Annotated in this window: 18 protein-coding genes; 8 read left to right on the forward strand and 10 right to left on the reverse strand. The window is 36.6% G+C overall.

All coding sequences use genetic code 11. The features are described from left to right. Positions 1 to 156 precede the first annotated feature (156 nt). On the reverse strand, positions 157 to 1611 hold the full coding sequence (locus tag B3P23_RS04840) for a right-handed parallel beta-helix repeat-containing protein (RefSeq protein ID WP_293924907.1): 1455 nt from the start codon (positions 1609 to 1611) through the stop codon (positions 157 to 159). Positions 1612 to 1676: 65 nt separating this feature from the next. Beyond that, on the reverse strand, positions 1677 to 1853 hold the full coding sequence (locus B3P23_RS04845) for a hypothetical protein (protein WP_293924909.1): 177 nt from the start codon (positions 1851 to 1853) through the stop codon (positions 1677 to 1679). A 527-nt stretch (positions 1854 to 2380) separates the two neighbouring features. On the opposite strand from B3P23_RS04845, the gene B3P23_RS04850 reads away from it, so the two are divergent. The 5 genes from B3P23_RS04850 (at position 2381) to B3P23_RS04870 (ending at position 6605) form a co-directional block, all read left to right on the forward strand. Then, entirely contained in the window at positions 2381 to 2680 is a 300-nt protein-coding gene (locus tag B3P23_RS04850) for an ArsR/SmtB family transcription factor (protein ID WP_248753911.1), read from the forward strand. A gap of 312 nt (positions 2681 to 2992) precedes the next feature. After that, positions 2993 to 3979, forward strand: coding sequence for an LLM class oxidoreductase (locus B3P23_RS04855; RefSeq protein ID WP_211322277.1), 987 nt, complete (start codon positions 2993 to 2995; stop codon positions 3977 to 3979). A gap of 109 nt (positions 3980 to 4088) precedes the next feature. Continuing rightward, positions 4089 to 4688, forward strand: coding sequence for a hypothetical protein (locus B3P23_RS04860; protein WP_293924913.1), 600 nt, complete (start codon positions 4089 to 4091; stop codon positions 4686 to 4688). Positions 4689 to 4863: 175 nt separating this feature from the next. Next, complete coding sequence (locus tag B3P23_RS04865) at positions 4864 to 5445, forward strand: Crp/Fnr family transcriptional regulator (RefSeq protein ID WP_293924914.1); 582 nt, start codon at positions 4864 to 4866, stop codon at positions 5443 to 5445. An 89-nt stretch (positions 5446 to 5534) separates the two neighbouring features. Continuing rightward, positions 5535 to 6605, forward strand: coding sequence for an SDR family oxidoreductase (locus B3P23_RS04870; RefSeq protein ID WP_293924915.1), 1071 nt, complete (start codon positions 5535 to 5537; stop codon positions 6603 to 6605). 244 nt (positions 6606 to 6849) lie between these two features. Here B3P23_RS04870 and B3P23_RS04875 read toward each other — a convergent pair whose 3' ends face one another. The 3 genes from B3P23_RS04875 to B3P23_RS04885 all read right to left on the reverse strand — a co-directional run bounded on the left by B3P23_RS04875 (position 6850) and on the right by B3P23_RS04885 (position 9997). Beyond that, the gene (locus B3P23_RS04875; RefSeq protein WP_094772923.1) at positions 6850 to 7917 is read right to left on the reverse strand and encodes a 2,3-butanediol dehydrogenase; all 1068 of its coding nucleotides are present in this window, start codon (positions 7915 to 7917) and stop codon (positions 6850 to 6852) included. Positions 7918 to 8051: 134 nt separating this feature from the next. Beyond that, entirely contained in the window at positions 8052 to 8669 is a 618-nt protein-coding gene (locus B3P23_RS04880) for a hypothetical protein (RefSeq protein ID WP_293924919.1), read from the reverse strand. Between the two features lie 302 nt (positions 8670 to 8971). Further along, entirely contained in the window at positions 8972 to 9997 is a 1026-nt protein-coding gene (locus tag B3P23_RS04885) for a glycosyltransferase family 4 protein (RefSeq protein ID WP_293924921.1), read from the reverse strand. 96 nt (positions 9998 to 10093) lie between these two features. On the opposite strand from B3P23_RS04885, the gene B3P23_RS04890 reads away from it, so the two are divergent. Further along, positions 10094 to 10714: a hypothetical protein gene (locus B3P23_RS04890; RefSeq protein WP_293924923.1), complete on the forward strand. Its 621-nt coding sequence runs from the start codon at positions 10094 to 10096 to the stop codon at positions 10712 to 10714. 17 nt (positions 10715 to 10731) lie between these two features. Here B3P23_RS04890 and B3P23_RS04895 read toward each other — a convergent pair whose 3' ends face one another. From B3P23_RS04895 to B3P23_RS04910, 4 genes are all read right to left on the reverse strand, one after another. After that, positions 10732 to 11439 carry a LytR/AlgR family response regulator transcription factor gene (locus B3P23_RS04895; protein ID WP_045755948.1) on the reverse strand — a complete coding sequence of 236 codons (708 nt, stop codon included), beginning with the start codon at positions 11437 to 11439 and terminating at the stop codon, positions 10732 to 10734. Continuing rightward, a complete protein-coding gene (locus B3P23_RS04900; protein ID WP_293924925.1) occupies positions 11436 to 12497 on the reverse strand; it encodes a sensor histidine kinase in 1062 nt (353 codons plus the stop codon). Before B3P23_RS04900 ends, B3P23_RS04895 begins: the two co-directional genes overlap by 4 nt. Next, on the reverse strand, positions 12497 to 13528 hold the full coding sequence (locus tag B3P23_RS04905; RefSeq protein WP_293924927.1) for a histidine kinase: 1032 nt from the start codon (positions 13526 to 13528) through the stop codon (positions 12497 to 12499). The genes B3P23_RS04900 and B3P23_RS04905 overlap by 1 nt, the downstream gene beginning before the upstream one ends. A gap of 76 nt (positions 13529 to 13604) precedes the next feature. Further along, a complete protein-coding gene (locus tag B3P23_RS04910) occupies positions 13605 to 15968 on the reverse strand; it encodes a TonB-dependent receptor (protein ID WP_293924928.1) in 2364 nt (787 codons plus the stop codon). Positions 15969 to 16294: 326 nt separating this feature from the next. Between B3P23_RS04910 and B3P23_RS04915 the strand changes: the two genes are divergently transcribed. Then, complete coding sequence (locus B3P23_RS04915) at positions 16295 to 16609, forward strand: carboxymuconolactone decarboxylase family protein (RefSeq protein WP_260949664.1); 315 nt, start codon at positions 16295 to 16297, stop codon at positions 16607 to 16609. 293 nt (positions 16610 to 16902) lie between these two features. Here B3P23_RS04915 and B3P23_RS04920 read toward each other — a convergent pair whose 3' ends face one another. Beyond that, complete coding sequence (locus B3P23_RS04920) at positions 16903 to 17376, reverse strand: LIC11966 family surface protein (protein WP_293924931.1); 474 nt, start codon at positions 17374 to 17376, stop codon at positions 16903 to 16905. Between the two features lie 329 nt (positions 17377 to 17705). Here B3P23_RS04920 and B3P23_RS04925 point away from each other — a divergent pair, with 329 nt between their 5' ends. After that, entirely contained in the window at positions 17706 to 20513 is a 2808-nt protein-coding gene (locus B3P23_RS04925) for a PAS domain S-box protein (protein WP_293924933.1), read from the forward strand. The last annotated feature ends 86 nt before the right edge of the window (positions 20514 to 20599 follow it).

The raw sequence follows: 20599 nt of genomic DNA on the forward strand, positions 1-20599 counted from the left end.
ATAATTGATAAATATCGCTGATGAAAGAAAGTGGAAAAACTAAACAGAATTTTAGCTATACTGGATCAGATGTAGAATAGCAAAGCGGATATCAAACTGAAACGGCCTATCTCGGTTTAAGAGATAGGCCGTTTTTATGTTTAAAGATATGTATTTTTAATGATATGGGTACATCAGTGGTTTGCCATTGATCGTGTTATTGTTGATCTGGGCATTGATGACACGTTCAAATAGAATCTCTTTTTTATTCCAGTGGAATGCTGGATATTGGGTGTTGGTTTTGATTTTATTGTTATTGAAGATAATGCCATCTACTGATTTTGCATATAGGACCGGTTTATCAAAGGTATAAAAGTCGTTGTTTTCAATCTTGATGCCGCTATGAAAATACTTTTTCTGGTTTTTTAAATCTGGGATCTCCGGATAGATGGAAATAACGGCATTGGTAAATTGGAACATATTGGTGAGTGCATTGATAAACGTGTTGTTTCGAATCGTGATATCTCGGCATGTTCCGGTTTCGTACCAACCGTTGCTATCACCGCATAATAATATAGCTGTTCCGGACGTATGATCAAAAAGGTTGTTTTCTACAACTGTTGTTTGAGGAGTGCTAAATAATGCTCCGCGTGCTCTGTTATTTCGTACCGTATTGTTTTTAAATGTTACTTTTGGAGTCCAGGTTAGATTCTCGATACCGATATCCAGCTGAGTAGGATCAATGTATTCATCCAAGGGGTTGGTGAATACAATCTTAAAATCCTGTATCGGATCACTGTCTTTTTTGCGGAGTACTTCAATAGACTGAATATGATTTTTATGGTCCCAAAGTTCCATGGTTTTGGACTGTATAAACTGTACGGAGTCGCCTGTATATCCCCAATCAAAACCATAGGATTGTTCGTGCATGTATCTGGCAAGAATAGTTTTATTATCCAATTTTTGAATGACTTTTAAATAAGTGCCATGTATATTGATGGCGTCGTCCATCATGTTTTCATATAGACCATTATTGGAAACAATGACACCTTTACAGCCAGAGAAATGTGTGGCATCTGCCTGTGCGGTAAAATAGCGCGGATCGTTTTTGCTTCTTAATGCGACTTGAAATTTGTTCAGATAAATATTGTCCGTTAGTTGTGCCAGTAGCCCCATTCCTTCGGCATAGTGTATGCTTATGTTTTCTAAATGAATGTCTTTTCCTTTATGGACAAAAATACCAGGGTTAGGTCTATGCCAACTTCGCATAGCGACAATAGTACCAGGTATCAGTTTCGGATTTTTCCACTTATAGGCTCTAATGATACCTTTTGATATTTCGGAAACATGTGTTGTACCTACTGCGATATCGCTGCTGTTGTAAACGATGTGCTTTGTTTTTTCTTCAAAAGCGATGCCTGCTGTGGGGCGCATTTCCCAACCTTCGCCTGTGTTATAAAATGTACTATCATGGATGGTATAGGTGACCCAAGGTGCTGTTTGATAGGTGATGATCCCTGATGCAACATCATTTTCCAAAATCTTGACTTGACAGATCTGCGGTCGCTCGAAATCGATGTGGATATTTTTGAGTGTCAGGTTATTATTTTCAACCAAGGAAATCGGTAACATCCGGCCGTGAAAGATAAAATCAGAACCTTGACCATCTATGGTGATATTTTGATATTGTTCTAAGGCTATACCGACTGTTTTTGGATCGCTTGATTGATTGTCGGACTGCTGTTTTTCCCAGTATTGGGATGAATGCCATACTTCGCCAAGTCGTAAACTTTTGGACTTGGATTTGCCTGTGCTTGAAAACTAATAAAGGCAAGGAAGATCACCGTTATGTTATTTTTTAACCAATTGTGCATGATGTATAAGTTTGGGTGTTATCAGATTTAGGGTTGTCTATATCGAAGATTTAATCCCGATATATGATAGGCAAACATACGCTAATAGATCAGGATTTCAAAGAATATTGGAGCTCTGCGAGCTCTGAAAGTAGATTGTAATCAGATTCATACACGATTTAAACATCGGGTAAAAGATGGATTTTTGGTTTTGTATTCTTGATTTTTGTCATGCATTTATCTGCAAATGATTTATGCAATCGTTTGTTAGTGCATGTTATTTGAAGCAATTCATATGCATCATCTGAAAAACTTTTTCATTAATTGTGTACATTTAAGCATTTAAAAAAAATCAAAAATAGATGCCTTTTAAATGTTCTTATTCAGTATTAGTACTTGGCGTATTTGCGAAGACATTGATTTTTTTTAATAATTGTTGAGGGAATGAGATATTTTTCTTAGTATATGATTTGGTAAGATGACATGAATTTAACAGAGATCAAGTCGATTTTAAATATGTTTGTATCGAGATTATTAGATATATAGATATGGTTGATATTTTTAAAATTTTGGCAAATGAACATCGCTTACAGATCTTGCATTGGTTGAAGAATCCAAAGAATCATTTTAATGCTGAGGATATCGAGCCTGAAGTGACAGATTATGGAGTCTGTATGAGTGTCATTCAGAAAAAAGCTGGTTTGTCGCAGTCAACAATTTCTTCTTATCTCACTTCTATGGTGAATTGTGGTTTGTTAAAATCTGTTCGAGAAGGCCAGTGGACTTATTATAAACGTAATGAAAAAAGGATTCAAGAACTTGCTTCCTATATTAAAGATACTTTGTAAAGGATTGTGTCAAAAGCTTACCAAGATAGGTTGGTAATTTTTAGCTAGTGATTAACTCAGATGATGAGCATCAGAAATTAGATGCTAATTTTAGATTCTACCCATCTGTGAAATAAGGTATTTAAGTACCTTAATTTTTGAATTATTAACATCTAGAAATCTAGATATATCGAAATGATTTGTATTATGGAGGTCTATTCGTTTAACTATCGATTACTCACAAAGGTATAGGGATACCTTTATTTTTTTATTTTCTATATCTAGAAATCTAGATATATCGAATCATTAACACTTACAATTATTCTTAAAAAAATGATGTCCAGAAATTTTGAAAATCACAACGCATTTAATCGAGTATTTGCACCGAATAAACTTACAGTAGGTTTATTTCTACCTTTAGAAGTTTATCATGGGAACCTAACTATTTTCGCTCAACACACGGCATACATGAAACAAATTGACCGTTTAAATTTTGCTTCTATTTGGGTTCGGGATATCCCCATGTTTGATCCTAGTTTTGGTGATGCTGGTCAAGTGTATGATGCTTTTACTTATCTTTCTTTTCTTGCAGGACAAACAAACCAGGTCGCTTTAGCCACCGGTAGTATTGTTTTACCTTTTTGGCATCCTATTTCTCTTGCCAAGACAGCTGCTTCTTTAGATCAGTTGTCCAATAATAGACTGTTGTTGGGAGTGGGTTCAGGAGATCGATCTATTGAATTTCCAGCTTTTGGAATTGAATTTGAGCAACGTGGTGAACGTTTTAGGCAGGTATTGGAAGATTTTCGCCGTCTGCATACGGAGGATTTTCCCAAAATAAAGTCTGCTCTTACACACATCGACACATTGGATCTCTTACCTAAACCTGCTCAAAAATATATTCCCAGTTTAATAACAGGCGCTAGTCAGCAGTCTTTGTCCTGGATCGCTGAACATGGTGACGGCTGGATCACCTATCCTGGTGCGACAACATCAAAGATGCATGTAAAGCCCTTGGGTGATAAAATAAAAGCTTGGCGAGAATTAATTCCTCATCAAACCTTTAAACCCCATATGACAAATGAGTGGATTGATCTAGCGGAAGATCCTAATTTTCCGCGAACTCCTTTACGTGGAGGTTTTGTACTTAAAACGGGAAGAAGGGGATTGTTGGATCTACTTTATGAATGGCAGGAAGTCGGAGTTAATCATGCTGCTTTAGGTATTCATTTTAGCTCAAGACCTATTGCTGATGTTATAAATGAATTGGGAGAGGAAATATTGCCCTATTTCCCATCACTAGGAGAAATAAAGCGGTAAGGAAATTGATCGTGATTTAATGTACAGGATTTGGATAAAATAATGTACATTAAATCGTCAAAAAGAATTTGATGAAAAACTCTTTTTGACAGCACTAAAGATAAGATCGATGGGAATAGACAACAACGAAATTTTAAGTTTGCGAATTAAAAATAGGAAAAAGATCTTTTTCTCGGCTTATATGATCATGACAATGCTGTTGCTGGTCGATATAACAGCTATTCTGCTTTGGCAGATCAGCTTAGCAGGGTATTGGACAGATAGACTGGTCTTCTGGACATGGTTTTTGTCAACTTTTGCATTTTTGATCGTTTTCTGGAAAAGCATTTTGACTAAGATTTATTTGTTTGTTTTAATCTTAGGCGTGTTGATGAGTATTGTTCCAATGATGTTGCCATTTTACGGCATTTTGTTTTCAAGTACAGGCATGGAAAGACGATCGTATTATACTCCCGAATATGGAAAGTATAGGGTACAGCTGATACAGAGTGTGATGTCTCGTCCGCGTCTACAAATTATAGAAAATAAGGGTATTGTAGAACAAGTAATAGTATTCACGGATGCTGATTTTCTAAAAAGTGATCATGTTAAAGTTGGCTATGAAAGCGTCATTCGGCTTGATGTGTTCAAAGACAGTCCAGATAGCCTCACATTAAAATTTTATACACCTTCACAGCAAATAGAGAAAAGTTTTATGAAGCTAGACTAATGTTAATTTTTAATTTAGCTTGAAGTAGTAAAGGGTATTATGGATTAAATAGGCTTAATTAATGCCAAATGTAGCTTAGAATCATATATGAGAAAAGTAATAGATGGTGTCGATATAACACCATTGTTCAACAAAACAAAATTATTTAAGTTTGATAGGATATAAAAATCATTACATGTTCGACGTACTATTTTCCCATATTGAGCACAAAGTAGCATTATCAGATGCGGAGAAATCAGCAATTGCTGCATTTTTTATTTTTAAAAAAATTAGAAAGAAACAATTTATACTTGAAGAGGGGGACATCTGTATGCATCTTTCTTTTGTCAATAAAGGGCTTATCAAGTCTTATCGTCTTGATGAAAAAGGAAATGAACACATTAGCTTATTTGGTTGGGAGGGTTGGTGGATTTCTGACTTTAATAGTTATATTAATCAACAACCTGCTACACTGTATATCGATGCGGTGGAGGATACTGAACTCTTTCTGTTATCGCGGGCTGCATATGATCAGTTGACTCTTGACGTTCCGATTATGGACAGATATTTTCGACTGTTATATCAAAATAGTTTGGTTACAAAAGATGAACGCTTGATCAGCTCCAATAGCTATTCAGCGGAAGAAAAGTTTCAGAGATTGATCCAATCTAATCCTGAAATCATGCGACGTGTACCCCAGCATTTGGTTGCTTCGTACCTCGGTTTGGCTCCCGAAACACTGAGTAGAATCCGAAAAAAATTAGCTTCAACGGACTAATGTGTTGATCTGGATCAATGAAATTTCTTGACTAGGATCAACTTCTTTGTTTTCCAACACAGGTAACTTTGTTGAAAACATAAATAATCATGATCGATAGAATTGCGTTGGTTGTAGGTGCTACGGGTATCACAGGTAGTAATTTAGCTCAGGAACTTGTGGCTCAGGGATGGAAGACGTATGGATTGGCACGTCATCCAAAAACAGTGAACTCCGAAGTCATTTCGGTAAAAGCCGACCTTCTGGATCCAGAAGATCTAATAAGGGCATTGGAAACTGTGTATCCTACGCATATATTTTTCACCACTTGGATGCGTCAAGACTCGGAAACTGCAAATATAGAGGTGAACAGCCGGATGGTTCGCAATCTTCTGGATGTACTGTCTAAAAAAAATACAGTTGAACATGTTGCTTTGGTAACTGGGTTGAAGCATTATTTAGGCCCCTTTGAGGCTTATGTCGGCGCAGGTGTTTTCCCTAATACACCTATCCGCGAAGAGCAACCAAGGTTGCAGTATCCCAATTTTTATTATGCACAAGAAGATGAGATCTATCGAGCTGCCGATCGGGATGGCTTCACTTGGAGTATACATCGACCACATACCGTAATAGGTCACGCGATCGGTAATCTGATGAATCTTGGTGTGACGCTTGCTGTATATGCTAGTATTTGTAAAGAAACAGGAAAAAAGATGTTGTGGCCAGGTTCTGAAGCACAGTGGCGAGGTCTATCGGATGTGACAGACAGCAAGATATTGGCTCAGCAATTAATCTGGGCTGCTACCAATAAGGATGCGAAAAATATGGCATTTAATATTGTGAATGGGGATGTATTCAGATGGAGCTGGATGTGGGGACGTATTTCACACTATTTTGGTGTTGAATCTGAAGGGTTCAATGGCACAATCACACCACTTGCAGATCAACTGGCAAATGAAAGTCAGACTTGGCAAGATATGGTCAAAAAATATGGCTTAAATAATCATGAACTATTTGAGCTCGCTTCACCTTGGCATACAGATCTTGATTTGGGAAGACCTATAGAAGTCATGGTCGATATGGCAAACAGTAGAAAGTTGGGCTTTAGTGCTTATCAAAATACGGAAGATTCATTTATCAAATTATTTGCACAGTTACGATTAGAAAAGATAATTCCATAATCATTCTTTTTTGCTATTTAGGTATTAATTGGCATCTTGTTGATCGAGATAAAGGTGGACCTATAGATTACGTTGGATTTGTACAGGGGATGGATATCATCAGTAGGATAATAGTTGTAGGTGGTGAGGAATGTGCTCAATGAACAAAGCTCAATGAATAATTGAGCTTTGTTTATAGTTTGATAAGTTTTGATTACTGTCTATTTATAGATATGGTTGCTTATGCTTATCAATTCTGAAACGGTTAACTTCCCTGTATATCAATTAAGATTTTGACTTCAGTTGGATCATTAACTAATGCTTCAAACCCCTCTGATACAATATTATCTAACACAATTTTACGTGTGACCAATTTTTCTACTGGCATTCGGCCGCTATCAATCAAGGAAATGACATGCGGAAAAATATTCCGATAAGCGATGATTCCTTTCACAGTAATCTCTCGCAGTACTTGATCTAGGGCATCAGTAGTAACTGGTTTTCCAAAAAGAGCGACTAAAACAGCAGTCCCACCGTTTTTTAAGCTCTGAATGCCAGTGGTATAAGAGGCCTGTACACCAGCACAATCTAGAAAAACATCGACTCCAAGACCGGTGAGGTTTTTGATTTTTTGAGGAATTTCATCTTCTTTTGCATTAATAATATGTGTTGCACCGATCGTTTTTGCTTTTTCAAGGCGTTTATCAGCGATATCGGTAACGATCACAGTAGTAGCACCAGCAGCAATTGCCGCCTGTACGCACAACAGACCAATAGGACCCGCTCCTGAAACAAGTACGGTCTGGCCAATTTTAAGACCACTTTGAAGTACAGCATATACTGCTACGGCAGCAGGTTCTACCAATGCTCCTTTTTCAAAAGACATACTATCTGGTATCTTGTGGACCATGTAATCTTCTACCACGACATAGGATGCGAAACCGCCATTGCTGGAGAGTCCGATAAATCCTAATGGCTCGGATAGGTTATATTTACCATTAGCAATAAAAGGACTATCAAAATTCTTGAAAATAGGTTCTACCACCACGCGGTCGCCTACCTTTATATGTTGTACACCTTCACCTACAGCATCAACGATGCCCGAAAATTCGTGACCTAATGTTGTGGTTCCTTGATGGCCATTGAGCGGATACGGTTTGTCTACTGGGATCAATTGTGGTCCGTGTACATATTCATGTAGGTCCGACCCGCAAATCCCCGCAAACTGAACTGCAATTTTAACTTGACCAGCCTGTGGTGAAGGAATTTTTGTAGGTTCTACTCTGATATCTTTTGCTGCATACCAACGCGCAGCTTTCATTGTGTTATCCATATTGTTATCCCTTTAAGTTATACACTAAGGTAATCAAAGATCATCATTGAAGAAAGCCAATTTGGGTGATTGATATCACATATATTGGTGAATTTAATCATTTGAAAGCTGGTGCCGAAGATTTGAAGTTGTCTTTATTTTGGATCTTTGGTCAGTTTTTTGAATATATGTTTGGTATTGTACCATGTTGCCAAATCATTGACAGATAGCATGTTTTTAGGGCTTTTAAACACATACTCATTATTGCTGAAATATCGTGATGAATCGACTAAGCCATCGTTATGTCCATTTTCTGCAAATAAATAAGGAGGCGTAGCTTTTTGAAAACTATAGAACGATATATAATGCTCAATGATATCATCCTTCTTTAATCCATACAGTGCCCAAAACTCAGCATATCGATTCCATTGGTATATCGTATCGTTGCTTACCCGAAATCTGAAATTATTTTTTTCATATTTTTCAGGTCTTTCAAAAATACTATCATTTCTAACAATTAAGGTATCATACTTTAAATCTATTAATTTGTAAGGGTTCCAAAATGATTCTGGTTTTTCCGTTTTGGAAACTTCTACACCACCATTCACAGATCCTTTATATACCTTAAAATCAATAATCTCCTCTTTTAAAAATAAATAAATTGATTCTTTGGGCTGTGGCTCTTCTGGTATAATGTTCTCGTTATTACTTTTACTACAAGCAGTGACTAGTAGTATGAACATGAATAAATAGGCGAAATAGTTTAATTTCATTTTTTAGGATTTACTTAATTTGAGGTTTATGATTTATAAGTTTACTACGTATTGCTGTATATGTTTTTTTGTATGTACTTTATTTCCATTATTGTTTTTTTTCTTCTAACAATGCGCATTTAATCATTTAGATATTATAATAAACCGAATATAATTAAATGATTCTATTATATGGCTATATTTTCTATTTGTATCAAGAATAATAAAGAAAACAATATAAATATTGAAATGGGATCAACAAAATAACATAAACCATGCTTTACAGGTCGTGAAGCATTTTTAAAATTATGATTGTCCCATCACTATTTATCTAGAATCTTTTTATAGGCTTCGACGTAGTTTTGGCACATTCTTTCCTTCGAGAAATGATTTTCCACTTTTTGCCGACAAGCTAATCTGTTGATCGAATGAATATCTTTCACCATTTCTATAGCTTCTTCTATATTTTCGGCTAGAAAACCATCCCGCCCATTATCAATAAGTTCGGGCATACTACCTTTGTTGAATGCGACAACTGGAGTGCCGCAGGCCATAGACTCAACTACAGATAAACCAAATGGTTCGCTAAAATTAATAGGATGTAACAGTACACTTGCATTGGACAACAATTCATTTCGTTTGTCTGAACCAACAGAACCTATATATTCGATCTTACCAGGTTGTAAATGAGGTTGCACATGCTGGTTGAAGTAATGTTCATCTTGAATAATACCCGCCATAATGAGACGTTTACCAAGTGCTTGTGCTATTGCGATGGCTTCTTTAGCACCTTTATCATGATGAATGCGACCATAAAACAATAGGTAATCTTGTGGATTGTTATTAAAGGTAAACTGATCTAGATCGATACCATGGTAAATTGTCGTAAGGTAATCTAATTCTTCAGAGCGATCAGCATTGCTTATGGATATATAATGACTATCCTCGTTGTATTTTTTATAGACAGGTAGGATGCTGCCGGATGAAAAGCCATGTATTGTACTAACAACGGGAGTTTGCACAAGTTTCGAATAAGTGAGGGGGAGAAAATCAAATTGATTGTGTATAATATCAAATTCATGCGCATTTTCGAAACATTCTGAGATATGGAGCGATTCCCAGACTTTGGCATTGATATTTCGATCTTCTTCATACCCAGCAGGACATACGGCTTGTAAACGTGATTGGGTAATGGAATTACCAGTCGCAAATAAGGTGACTTCTATACCTAATTTGACTAGTTCTTCTGTCAACAAGGACGTAACTTGTTCCCATGGACCGTAGTGGACAGGAGGTGTTCGCCATGCGATAGGCGAAAGCATTGCAATTTTCATATCAGTACAACGCATGACCGCTACTTTTGTTACTTTTAATCTATTGCAATTCTTTTTTTTATTATATTTAAATACAACACATCATATTAAAGATGATGATGGTGAATGCTGATGTTAAGAAATACATTTATAGAACTTTTGAAAAATTATACCAAAGATGACTCATTAATAGATCATTTATGGACTGAGATCGTTGAACATTATGCTGCTCATAATAGGTATTATCATACGCTGCAGCATCTCGATAATCTATTGTTATTATTGATCGACTTAAAAGAAAAGATAAAGAATTGGGACGTTATTTTATTTACTTTATATTATCATGACATTATTTACGATCCATTACAGTCTGATAATGAAGAGAAAAGTGCTGATCTTGCAGAAAAGAGGATGAAACAAATCGGTGTTTCTAATCACATCATAAAGCTCTCCAGAAAACAAATTCTAGCAACGAAGTCACATCTGGAATCAACAGATAGCGATACTAATTATTTTACAGATGCAGACCTATCTATTTTAGGACAAGCATGGGAAATGTATGCCTTGTATTTTCAAAATGTGCGAAAGGAATATGCGATCTATTTAAATGCCATGTATCGTGTCGGAAGATTAAAAGTCTTAAAAAAATTTTTATCGATGCACCGTATTTTCAAAACAGTGTATTTTTATCAAAAGTTTGAACAACAGGCTCAAGAAAATTTAAAGAAAGAAGTTGTGCAGCTTGAGGGATGATATCGTCAAGCCGTCTATTATTTTAACTTCAACATGCACTCAAGAAAACTATTTTTATAAGCACTCCCAATACCGATCTCATAATCTTTGATAAATACATCATTATTATCAAACGAGTTGATGTGCGATTTATTGACGATAAAAGACCTGTTGATCCGAAGGAACAATTGCTGAGGCAATATTTCATGGATCTGCTTGACTAGCATCCGCGTAATGATCCTCTCATTTTGGAGCTGAATAATAACATAATCTTTGAGCCCTTCAATAAATAATATATCATGGTGCTGTATCTTGAAAAATCTGCGGTCCGATTTGACAATGATATAATCTTCTTGTGTTTGATCCAGGTCTTTTTTATTCTCTGCCAATAATAATGTGTGATAATGAATAGCTTTATCCACAGCTTTTTTTAATTTCTTAGGATCTATCGGCTTTACTAAATAATCAATAGCATCAACTTCGTAACTGTCTACTGCATATTGAGAAAAGGCTGTTGTAAAGATGATAAGCGTTAATTTGGGTATACTGCGTGCAAACTCTAAACCGTTGATCCCCGACATGCGAATATCGAGAAATATCAGATCGATCGGGGTATGCTTTAAGAATTCGGATGCGGTTTCGGCACTATTAAAATTTCCTAATAATTCCAATTGTGGAATCTGGTCAACCATTTTTTTGATGCCTTTGCGTGCAATTGGTTCATCGTCAACTATAATGTATCTCATTGTAAATTCAGGTATAAGGTAACTGTATATGTTTGATCCGTATCTGCAATATGCAGCTGATGTTTTTTGTGGTAAAGTAGTGCTAAACGCCTTTTGATGTTTTCCAATCCCAATCCACCGATATCGCTTTTTGAAGGTGCACTTGGTTTCGAATTTTCGCAAAAAAAGTAAAGTTGCTGGTTTACTATTTTGAACTCGATATTGACATAGGAACCTGCACTATCGGAACTATGTTTTACGGCATTTTCTACAAAATGAACGAACAGCATAGGCGGTATGTCTATCTTATCAAAATTTCCTTCTTTTTTCAAGCTAAAATCGCATTGATCACGTCTTAGCTTTTCCAATTCCAGATAATCTTCTAAAAATTTAATATCTTTCGATAATGTGATTTGTCCGATTTTATTATCGCTAAATTGATACTGAAGTATATTTTCCAATTTTTTTAGGATAATCGATGCGGTGATCGGATCATCGTCAACTAGAATATTAGCATTATTGATCATGTTAAATAGAAAGTGTGGATTGATTTGACTTTTTAGAAAACGTTGTTGAATGCGAGAGGTCTCCAATTGTAATTCATGGATGCGATGATTATTGATGAGCCACTGTTTGAATAGTTGTAAGGCTGATATTCCGCCTAAAAAAAGTACAATAGCAAACAAGGAGGAGGTTATACTGAAAAATATAGCGATGGGCGATGGCTGTTGTCTAGTAACGGCAATATCATAAAAAAGCTGTTGAAGTAAAACCATGATACACAGTGCAAATAGGGTGAAAATAACTACATAAATGAGATAAGCAGCCATTTTATTTTTGGCCAAAAATCTCGGAAATAGTATATCTTTATTTACGTATACAAGACAATTTAAAAATAAATGATAACTGAGCCAACCTAAGATGCGATCTGTAGATAAGTTAAGCTTGTCAGGTGTGTCGAAAAATATGCCGATGGATATAGCCAGGATGGCAGATTGTAATAGTAAAGTCCTCGTCAGATGATATTTCTGGTCGATCAGTAACTTGGTTATCGAATTGGTGTTTAAAAAACTTTTCATTATTTTGATAACGCTAGTTTAAGGGTAATAGATCCAGTTTCCAACTGTAATATATACTGGTCGCTATAGGTCAGATCAAGTCTCTTTCGTATCGAAGTTAATTGATCATCGAGCGCTCTTGTAATTGAATGCGATTTGCATATAAACGTGAGCATATTATTTTCTACATTTGAGCTGATCTCTAGCGTATTACTTTTTTTGATAAAACTTTGAACTAATGTCAAGAGTAACATGGGGGATATCTGGTGATACATCTGTGGCTTGTCAATCTTAAGTCGGTATTCTAAAACGGGTCTACACCGTTTTTCAAGTGATATGAATTTAGTAACATAAAGGAGTTCCGAGTTTAATAAAGTTTTTTCCTGTTGGGCGTCATAAAGTTGATAGCGTAATAATTCGCTTAATTTGAGCAGGATATCATTTGTTGTTTGCGGATCTTTTATTGTCCATAATGAAGCATGGTGTAATGCTCGCGACAAAAATTCTGGCGTAATCTGCCCCTTAAGCTTATTGAGTTCGGATGTAAGATGTTCTATTTCTAGCACGCTCACGTGTTGGTTTGTTAAAGACCATGTCCGGTACAGCAAAATTAAAGAAATCCCACAAAAACAGATCAGTGTTATGACAGAAGTGGAAAGAATATCCACCAATATTAAGGGACTTGAATAATCTGCTATCCTGTGGTTTAGTTTTGCCCAATTGCGCACCCCGTACTCTATCCATAACGATAGTAAAGGTAAGCATAGCATACAGATCATGGTGATGATCAAATAGGACAATATGCGGTCTCTGAGCAGAAATTTTGGCGTTAGATAGAAATAATTAAAATACATGATGATCAGGTAAGTTAATAATGAAGATCCGCCGATCAGATAGAGATAATTACCTAGAAACACTTGGCAATCCTGATAGGCAATGAGAACCTGATTAAATGTGATCACGGCAGCAAACATAATGAAAAGCACGTGTCTGCAGATCTGATATTTTTTATCGAATACAAAAGAGCTTAATAGGTGTTTTTCCTTAATCATGCAATGTTTTAGAAGGTATGGTTTAAGATACATTAAAATCTATTGTTTAGCAATTTTTAACCAAATGACTTTTCTGCTAAAGGTCTATCCTATAACTCACGTTAAATAGTGAATTGGCTGCAAAGTAGGGTTCTATGGTTTGCGTAATCATATTAAATTTATGTTTTATATATTCTCTTTGCTTTGTAGCATTTACGCTTTTTAAGGCAAATGTATGTGAAAATCGACCTCGATTCATTTTATAACTGATTGTGAAATCACCAATAAACATGGAGCGAAACTGTTTTTCAAACATGTGATTTGCGTCATACTGAACTTCTTTATCCGGATGTCGTAAGGTTGCAGCTTCATCTACTGGCGTATATCGTTGTCCTCCCAATGTGCTCGCCTTAAAATTGACCCCTAGGATATCGCTTCCAAAAATCCATTCCTTGCCGGCTAAAAAATTGAACACATAATTACGGTTGTAGCGGGTATTGTACCATTGTCCATCTACAGCTTGATATTTTGAATCAAACAAGGAGGTTGTCAACAAGTAATAATATCCTTTTTTTAAGGATTTAGAAAGTGTGAGGTCAACACCATAGTTTTTACCTCTGCCTTTGTTTACAAGTGGTTGTGTAGTATAAAGATCAGTCCTATTTATGATAGAATAATTTCCTATAGCTGTAATCGGAACGTCATATTGAAATTGAAAATAAGGTTCTATTTTTAGATGCATGTCAGGCGAGATTTCTTGGTTATAACCGACAGTGAACTGATGGCTTTTTAGAAATGCCAAATTGCGATTACTCAATTCATCGTTATTATTTTTAAAAAAATAAACATCAGGTCTTTCAATGCGGCTATGTAGGCCATATGCTGCTGAAATGTAACGGCGGGGTAGTACATCCCATTTTAAACCGACTCTTGGTTCTATGGCTGTCTTTTTATTAAGCATGAGGTGCTGCACATTAAATCCGCCGATAATGGCGAAATCTTCGCTAATATTTATCTTTGAATTGGAATAGGCTGAAACCATATTTGTCCGACTATTTGAATGGGCAAAATTCATTAATTGATGTCCATAATAAGGGGTATGATCCACATTCATATCATAATGGATATGGGTAAATGTCACTCCCGTTTTATTGATGTGATTGGGATGAAATCTATGTTGTAAGGTGGAGCTGATGATCTGGTTTGTCGTATTATACGTTAAATCAGTCTTAGGACTTTTATGGCTTTCAATGTCATAAAATTCTTCATGAATATGATTGCCTGAATAGGTGGTAGCAAATGTGCTTTTTAGAGAAGTTTTATTATTTTTAAAGAAATAGTGGTGCGATATACCTGCTGCTCCTGATTGTTGGTCAGCAGAAGACAGTACACCCTCATCCAAATATTTTCTGCTGCTTGTTTGATCTAAAATCGGAGCAACTTCATCGACCAAACCGAAGCCCCAAATAGAGAATAAGCCTGATTTTTTGGTTGGAAAATTTAGATTGAAGTTTAAATCTTGATAACTAAGTTTTCCGCCTAGATTTTTGTCTTTTCTTATTTTTTCTAATAGTCCAGTAGTCGAGTAACGATAATTGATGATGTAAGTAGCATTGCTGGATTTAGTAATAGGACCTTCGGAAGCGATATCGATGCCCAAAAGACCAAGCTGAAAGCTATGGTTGTGCTGTTGTGTATTTCCTTTGCGCATTTTGATGTCAAATACTCCAGAGATGGCATTGTTATATTCGGCAGGAAATGATCCGATCAAGAAGTCTGAATTTCCAATGACATTGTTGCTCAACGCAGATAGAAGACCTCCGCCTAGCACATTGATATCCGAAAAATGATTAGGACTTGGGATCTCAATACCTTCAAGCCGCCATTGTAATAGGCTAGGAGCATTGCCGCGAATAGAGAGCCCATTGCTTGACATACTAGAAGTGGTCACTCCGGCATAGGTACTGACTAACCTAGCAGGATCGTCCATGCCCCCAGCAAAACGGCTAGCTTGCTCTGGACTGAACGTCTGTCCTCCAACAATAGTAAATGGATTCAATGGTTGTGTCTGGTGGATTTTGGGTTTTGATTCCACTTCCTGCAGCGTAATTGTATTTTCATACATCGGAATTTCCATATCTATCTGCTGGACCGATCCAACAAGTATTTCCTTGATGATCAGACTCTCGTATCCTATCAAAGATGTTTTTAGTTCATATCTTCCAATTGGAATATGTTCAAAGACAAATCTTCCGTCTACATTTGTCTTCGTTTGTCGTAGATGCAAACCCATAATTTCTATTGTGGCATTCTGTAGTGCCTGACCTGTGGTTGAGTTATATACAAATCCTGATATGGTTTGATCAATCTGCTTATTTTGAGCATAAAGTATGCTGTTGGTCAATAAGCAGATCATGAGCAGCAGTGATGTTAAAAGTGGGTAAGCTTCTTTTTTTGTCATTTTTTGTTCAGTTTATTTTGACAAAAATATTTTTTGTTGGTAAATCAATTCTGATTATGAGATCAACCGCGCTTATTTTGATGCCAGTAAGATACGGGCATCGACGAGGTACGCTTACCTGATTTTTTTAATTGATTATGCGAGGCACTAAAAGCAAAATTGGTAGTCGATCTGAATTTTTAAATATGCTATTTAATGTTCTTGGTATATTGTGGCGAATGATTTTTTTTACTAAATTACCATTATTAATTATGTGTTTAAATTGGTAATCGATATTGCTTCGTACTTTACTAAACATAGATAGTTGGGAATATAATAACATTAATATGATGGAAAAGCATAATCCTTACGCTGCTTTTGAGAGAGAAGCACCTGAAGTATTTAAGGGATTTAATGGTTTGGTCGAATCACTTATGGACACCAAAGCTCTTGATCCAAAAACAAAGCAGTTAATTTACTTGGGTATTAAAGTGGCACAGGGTGACCAGACTGCTGTGATGTTTCATGTACCCATGGCTAAACAGCTAGGTGCAACGAGAGATGAAATAAAAGAGACCATTTTACTTACGTTGACAGTATGTGGGTTAAAAGGGGTTAACACCTGCTTGGTACAAGCTTTGGAAATTTATGACAGTGAATAAAGAAGATTTGGATTAATGGCCCGATATTGATGAAGTCTTGAAACAAAAATACGCGGAAGGGGACATGTTTTCTGACCTGAGATCTATAGGCAAGCTTTTTTATCCCTACGGGAGAGTTAATCCTGAAATCTTGGAGTATGTTAGGACGAGCTTTTAGCATTTGAGGGTGCTATTCAGGTGGTAAGATGGTATGTGTCGGACGAATCACGTAAACAGGAGTTTTCATGTATCGTACTAAATCATTAAAAGACAGTAAAGCCAGTAATTTTTTTTGTACTGGCTTTACTGTTTTTTTATTTTCTTGCGTAGTCTTTCTCAAATTTATCGGAAGCAACATTCACACCGTTGGCCATATTTTCAAAGGCTGTGTTGATGTTGTCTAGTAATGTTTGTTCTGCTTCTGAATCTGTTGAGTTGCTTTTACGGATACTGATCAGTTTAGGGTAATCCTCTGAAACAATTTTACCATATCCCCGAAGTCCTTGTAGGACAGCTTTTTGAAGTTGATCATCACCATTAAAATCACCTAGTTTTTCAACTTTTTTAATGTCTTCACTAACTGCATCTTTCCATTTTAGAGCTACTTTTTCTGCATCATCATATTTTTTAGATTGCATCGCTACGTTCATTTCATTCACATGTTGCTCTTCACTATTGATAATCGTCATCATTTCATTATTGTAGCTGATCGCATCTTTTTTTCCGCCACAGCTTGAGAATGTGCATATCATTACTAAGATTGTAATTGTTGAAATCGCTTTTTTCATTTTTTTTTGATTTTTATGGTTTCATTTCATTATTAAAAGAATCTGTTCTTTCAGTATAGTACAAATTTAGATGATGATGTATGATGGGCATATCCCTGAATACAGTGGTTTTTAATATTTTCACATGACATCATGCTGTATAGTATTTCGTTTCATTACAGAATCCAACTTTTTGCTTTATAATTCTTATGGAAATCTTAATTATAAAATTAAATTTCCTATAAGTTTTAATTTGATACATTCTTTTGATCTGATTTCATGATTTGCTATTTAAAATGTATCTAATATTTTATTATATTAGTGATCATATAAAATAATCTCGAATTCTAATGCTATTAACTGACGGAGAGGATCTATACAATATCGTATTGAATGCACCTATTGGAATCTGCATACTGAATGCTGATACGCTTGTTGCCGAGATCGTCAACGGGAAGTTTCTTGAGGTAGCAGGTAAACCTTACGATGCTATATTCGGCAAGTTCTATTGGGACGCTTTTGCAGAAGCTCGAACGCACTATGAGTCAGCTCTTGCTGGTGTAATCCTTAGCGGAGAGCCCTACTATGCTAATGAGGTGGAGTTAATGCTAATTCGTCACGGTGAGGAAGAAATAGTTTTTGTGACCTTTGTTTATGCTCCGATTAAGGATAAGCTTGGCCAAGTAATTAAGGTCGCGGTTTGGGTGCTTGAAAATACGAAGCAAGTTGCTGAAAAGAAAGAACAGGAAGCTGAAAAGCTGACTTTCAAAAAAGAACGTGATCGTTTGGAGCGCTATTTTATGCAGGCTCCTGTAGGTATCTGTATTTTGCAGGGGCCAGAACTTATTTATGAGCTGACCAATACGGCCTATGACCATATGTTGCTTGACCGTAAATTGTTGGGACGCCCAATTTTTGAGGCTCTACCTGAGTTGGTCGATAGTCCTATACAACAAATGCTCCTGAAAACATATTATGACGGTACACCCTGTGAAATGAATGATGTACTTATACCGGTTTCAGCATTTGAAGGTGGTCCTACAAAGGACCGTTATTTTAGTTTTAGTTTCCAAGCAAGGAGAGATGAAAATGATGTGATCGATGGGGTGGTCAATATCGTTTTTGAGGTGACTGGTTTGATACAGATACAACAGGAGCTTTTAGATGCGAGGGAGTATTCCGAGCAACAGAAGAGGGTATATGAAACAATTACTTCTAATACGCCAGATCTGATGTATGTTTTTGATCTTAACTGTCGTTTTACTTACGCCAATAGTGCACTACTGTCTATGTGGGGCAAAACATGGGAAAACGCAATTGGAAAAAGCCTTCTCGAAAATGGATATGAACCTTGGCATGCTGAGATGCATGAACGCGAGATTGCAACGATCACGAAGACACGACAATCTATCAGAGGAGAGGTGTCTTTTCCCCATGCATCTTTAGGAAGACGCATATATGATTATATTTTGATACCCGTGCTTAATCAAGATGGTGAAGTAGAAGCAGTCGCTGGTACAACTAGGGATATTACTGAACGTAAGGTTTGGGAAGATACATTGGCACAGAGTGCGGAAAAGCTACAGGCTATAAACGAAGAGCTTGAAGCTTCCAACGAAGAACAAGCAGCTTCTAACGAGGAGCTCAGCGCAATTAATGAAGAGTTGGAACAGCTGAATAAAGAGTTGTTGGAGGCAAAGCAAAAGATCGAGGAGGGTGAAGTTGCACTTCGTCTGGCCGTCAGTGCTGCTAATTTTGGTACGTGGTTTTTGCATTCTGTGACACGTGAATTCATTACTGATACCCGTCTGAAACAATTATTTGGATATTTTCCGGAAGAGCAGCTTTCTTTTGAAAATGCTTTGGCGCAAGTCCGGGAAGATTATCGGGATTATGTTTCTGCTAAACTCGAATATGCGATCTATCATAATGGCAATTACGACGTTACCTTTCCTGTAATAGGTTATCATGACCAGGAACTACGTTGGTTACGTTGCATTGGAAATCTCAAAGCTGATACTTCAGGCACTTTTTCTACTTTTACGGGTGTAGTGATGGATATCACTGAACAGCACTTGGCGGCAAACAATGTGGAGCAAGCGGAAGAGGGGCTAAGATTAGCTATTGAATCGGGAGAACTCGCTATATGGTATCTTGATCAAAAACTTGGTACAATCATCGCTTCTCCTAGATTCAATGAGATGTTTGGACTGAGATCCGATGAGAACGTACCATTTGATGCTGTCATTGCCCAAATTTTGCCAGAATATCGTCAGATGGTAGAGGATGCTGTAGCTGCGACTTTTGCAACAGGAGCAAATTTTAATGTTGAATATGCAGTGACTGGATTTCATGACGGGAAGTTACGGTGGGTCCGTTCAGTAGGGAAATATGTACAGAACACCAAGAATGGTAATTATATCGCTGGCGTGATGGCTGATATAACTGAACAAAAAACAGACGATATACGCAAGAGTGATTTCATTGGTATGGTAAGTCATGAGCTCAAGACACCACTAACCTCGCTAAATGCTTATCTGCAATTGTTACAGCAAAAATTGAAGTCGTCAAATGAAAAGTTTGCTATCAATGCTCTGGATCAATCGGTAAAACAGGTCAGGAAAATGACTACTATGATCAACGGTTTCTTAAATATATCCAGACTAGAATCGGGTAAGATCCATATCGATCTGCAACATTTTGATATTGCTGAGCTAGCTGCGGAAACGGTGGCTGAAACAAAGCTCATGGTTACTACTCATAATATCATCCTTAAGCCTATTGCTCCAACTTTCGTAAATGCGGATAGGGACAAAATCGGACAGGTTATCAATAATCTGATCAGTAATGCGGTTAAATATTCTAAACCAGATACGTTGATTGAAGTTTCTTGTATCACTGATGGTCAAGAAATGCGCGTTAGTGTCACTGATGAGGGTATCGGTATTAGAGCAGAAGATATTAACCAACTCTTTGAACGTTATTATCGCGTAGAAAGTACTAAATATATTTCTGGTTTTGGGATAGGACTTTACCTTTGTGCTGAAATCATTAAACGTCATGAAGGTCGGATATGGGTTGAAAGTGAACCCGAAAAAGGATCCACCTTTTATTTCAGCCTCCCCATTGTGAAATCAACGACTTTGGATACTGACTGACGGTTCTATACCTGTATACAGTACCTAGCAAAATGACTGTTATGAAAGATAAGGCTCTATGTAGATGTTCAAAACAAAATCGTAAA

It is taken from the genome of Sphingobacterium sp. UBA6320 (assembly GCF_002440335.1).
In the GTDB taxonomy this organism is placed as follows: Bacteria; Bacteroidota; Bacteroidia; order Sphingobacteriales; family Sphingobacteriaceae; genus Sphingobacterium.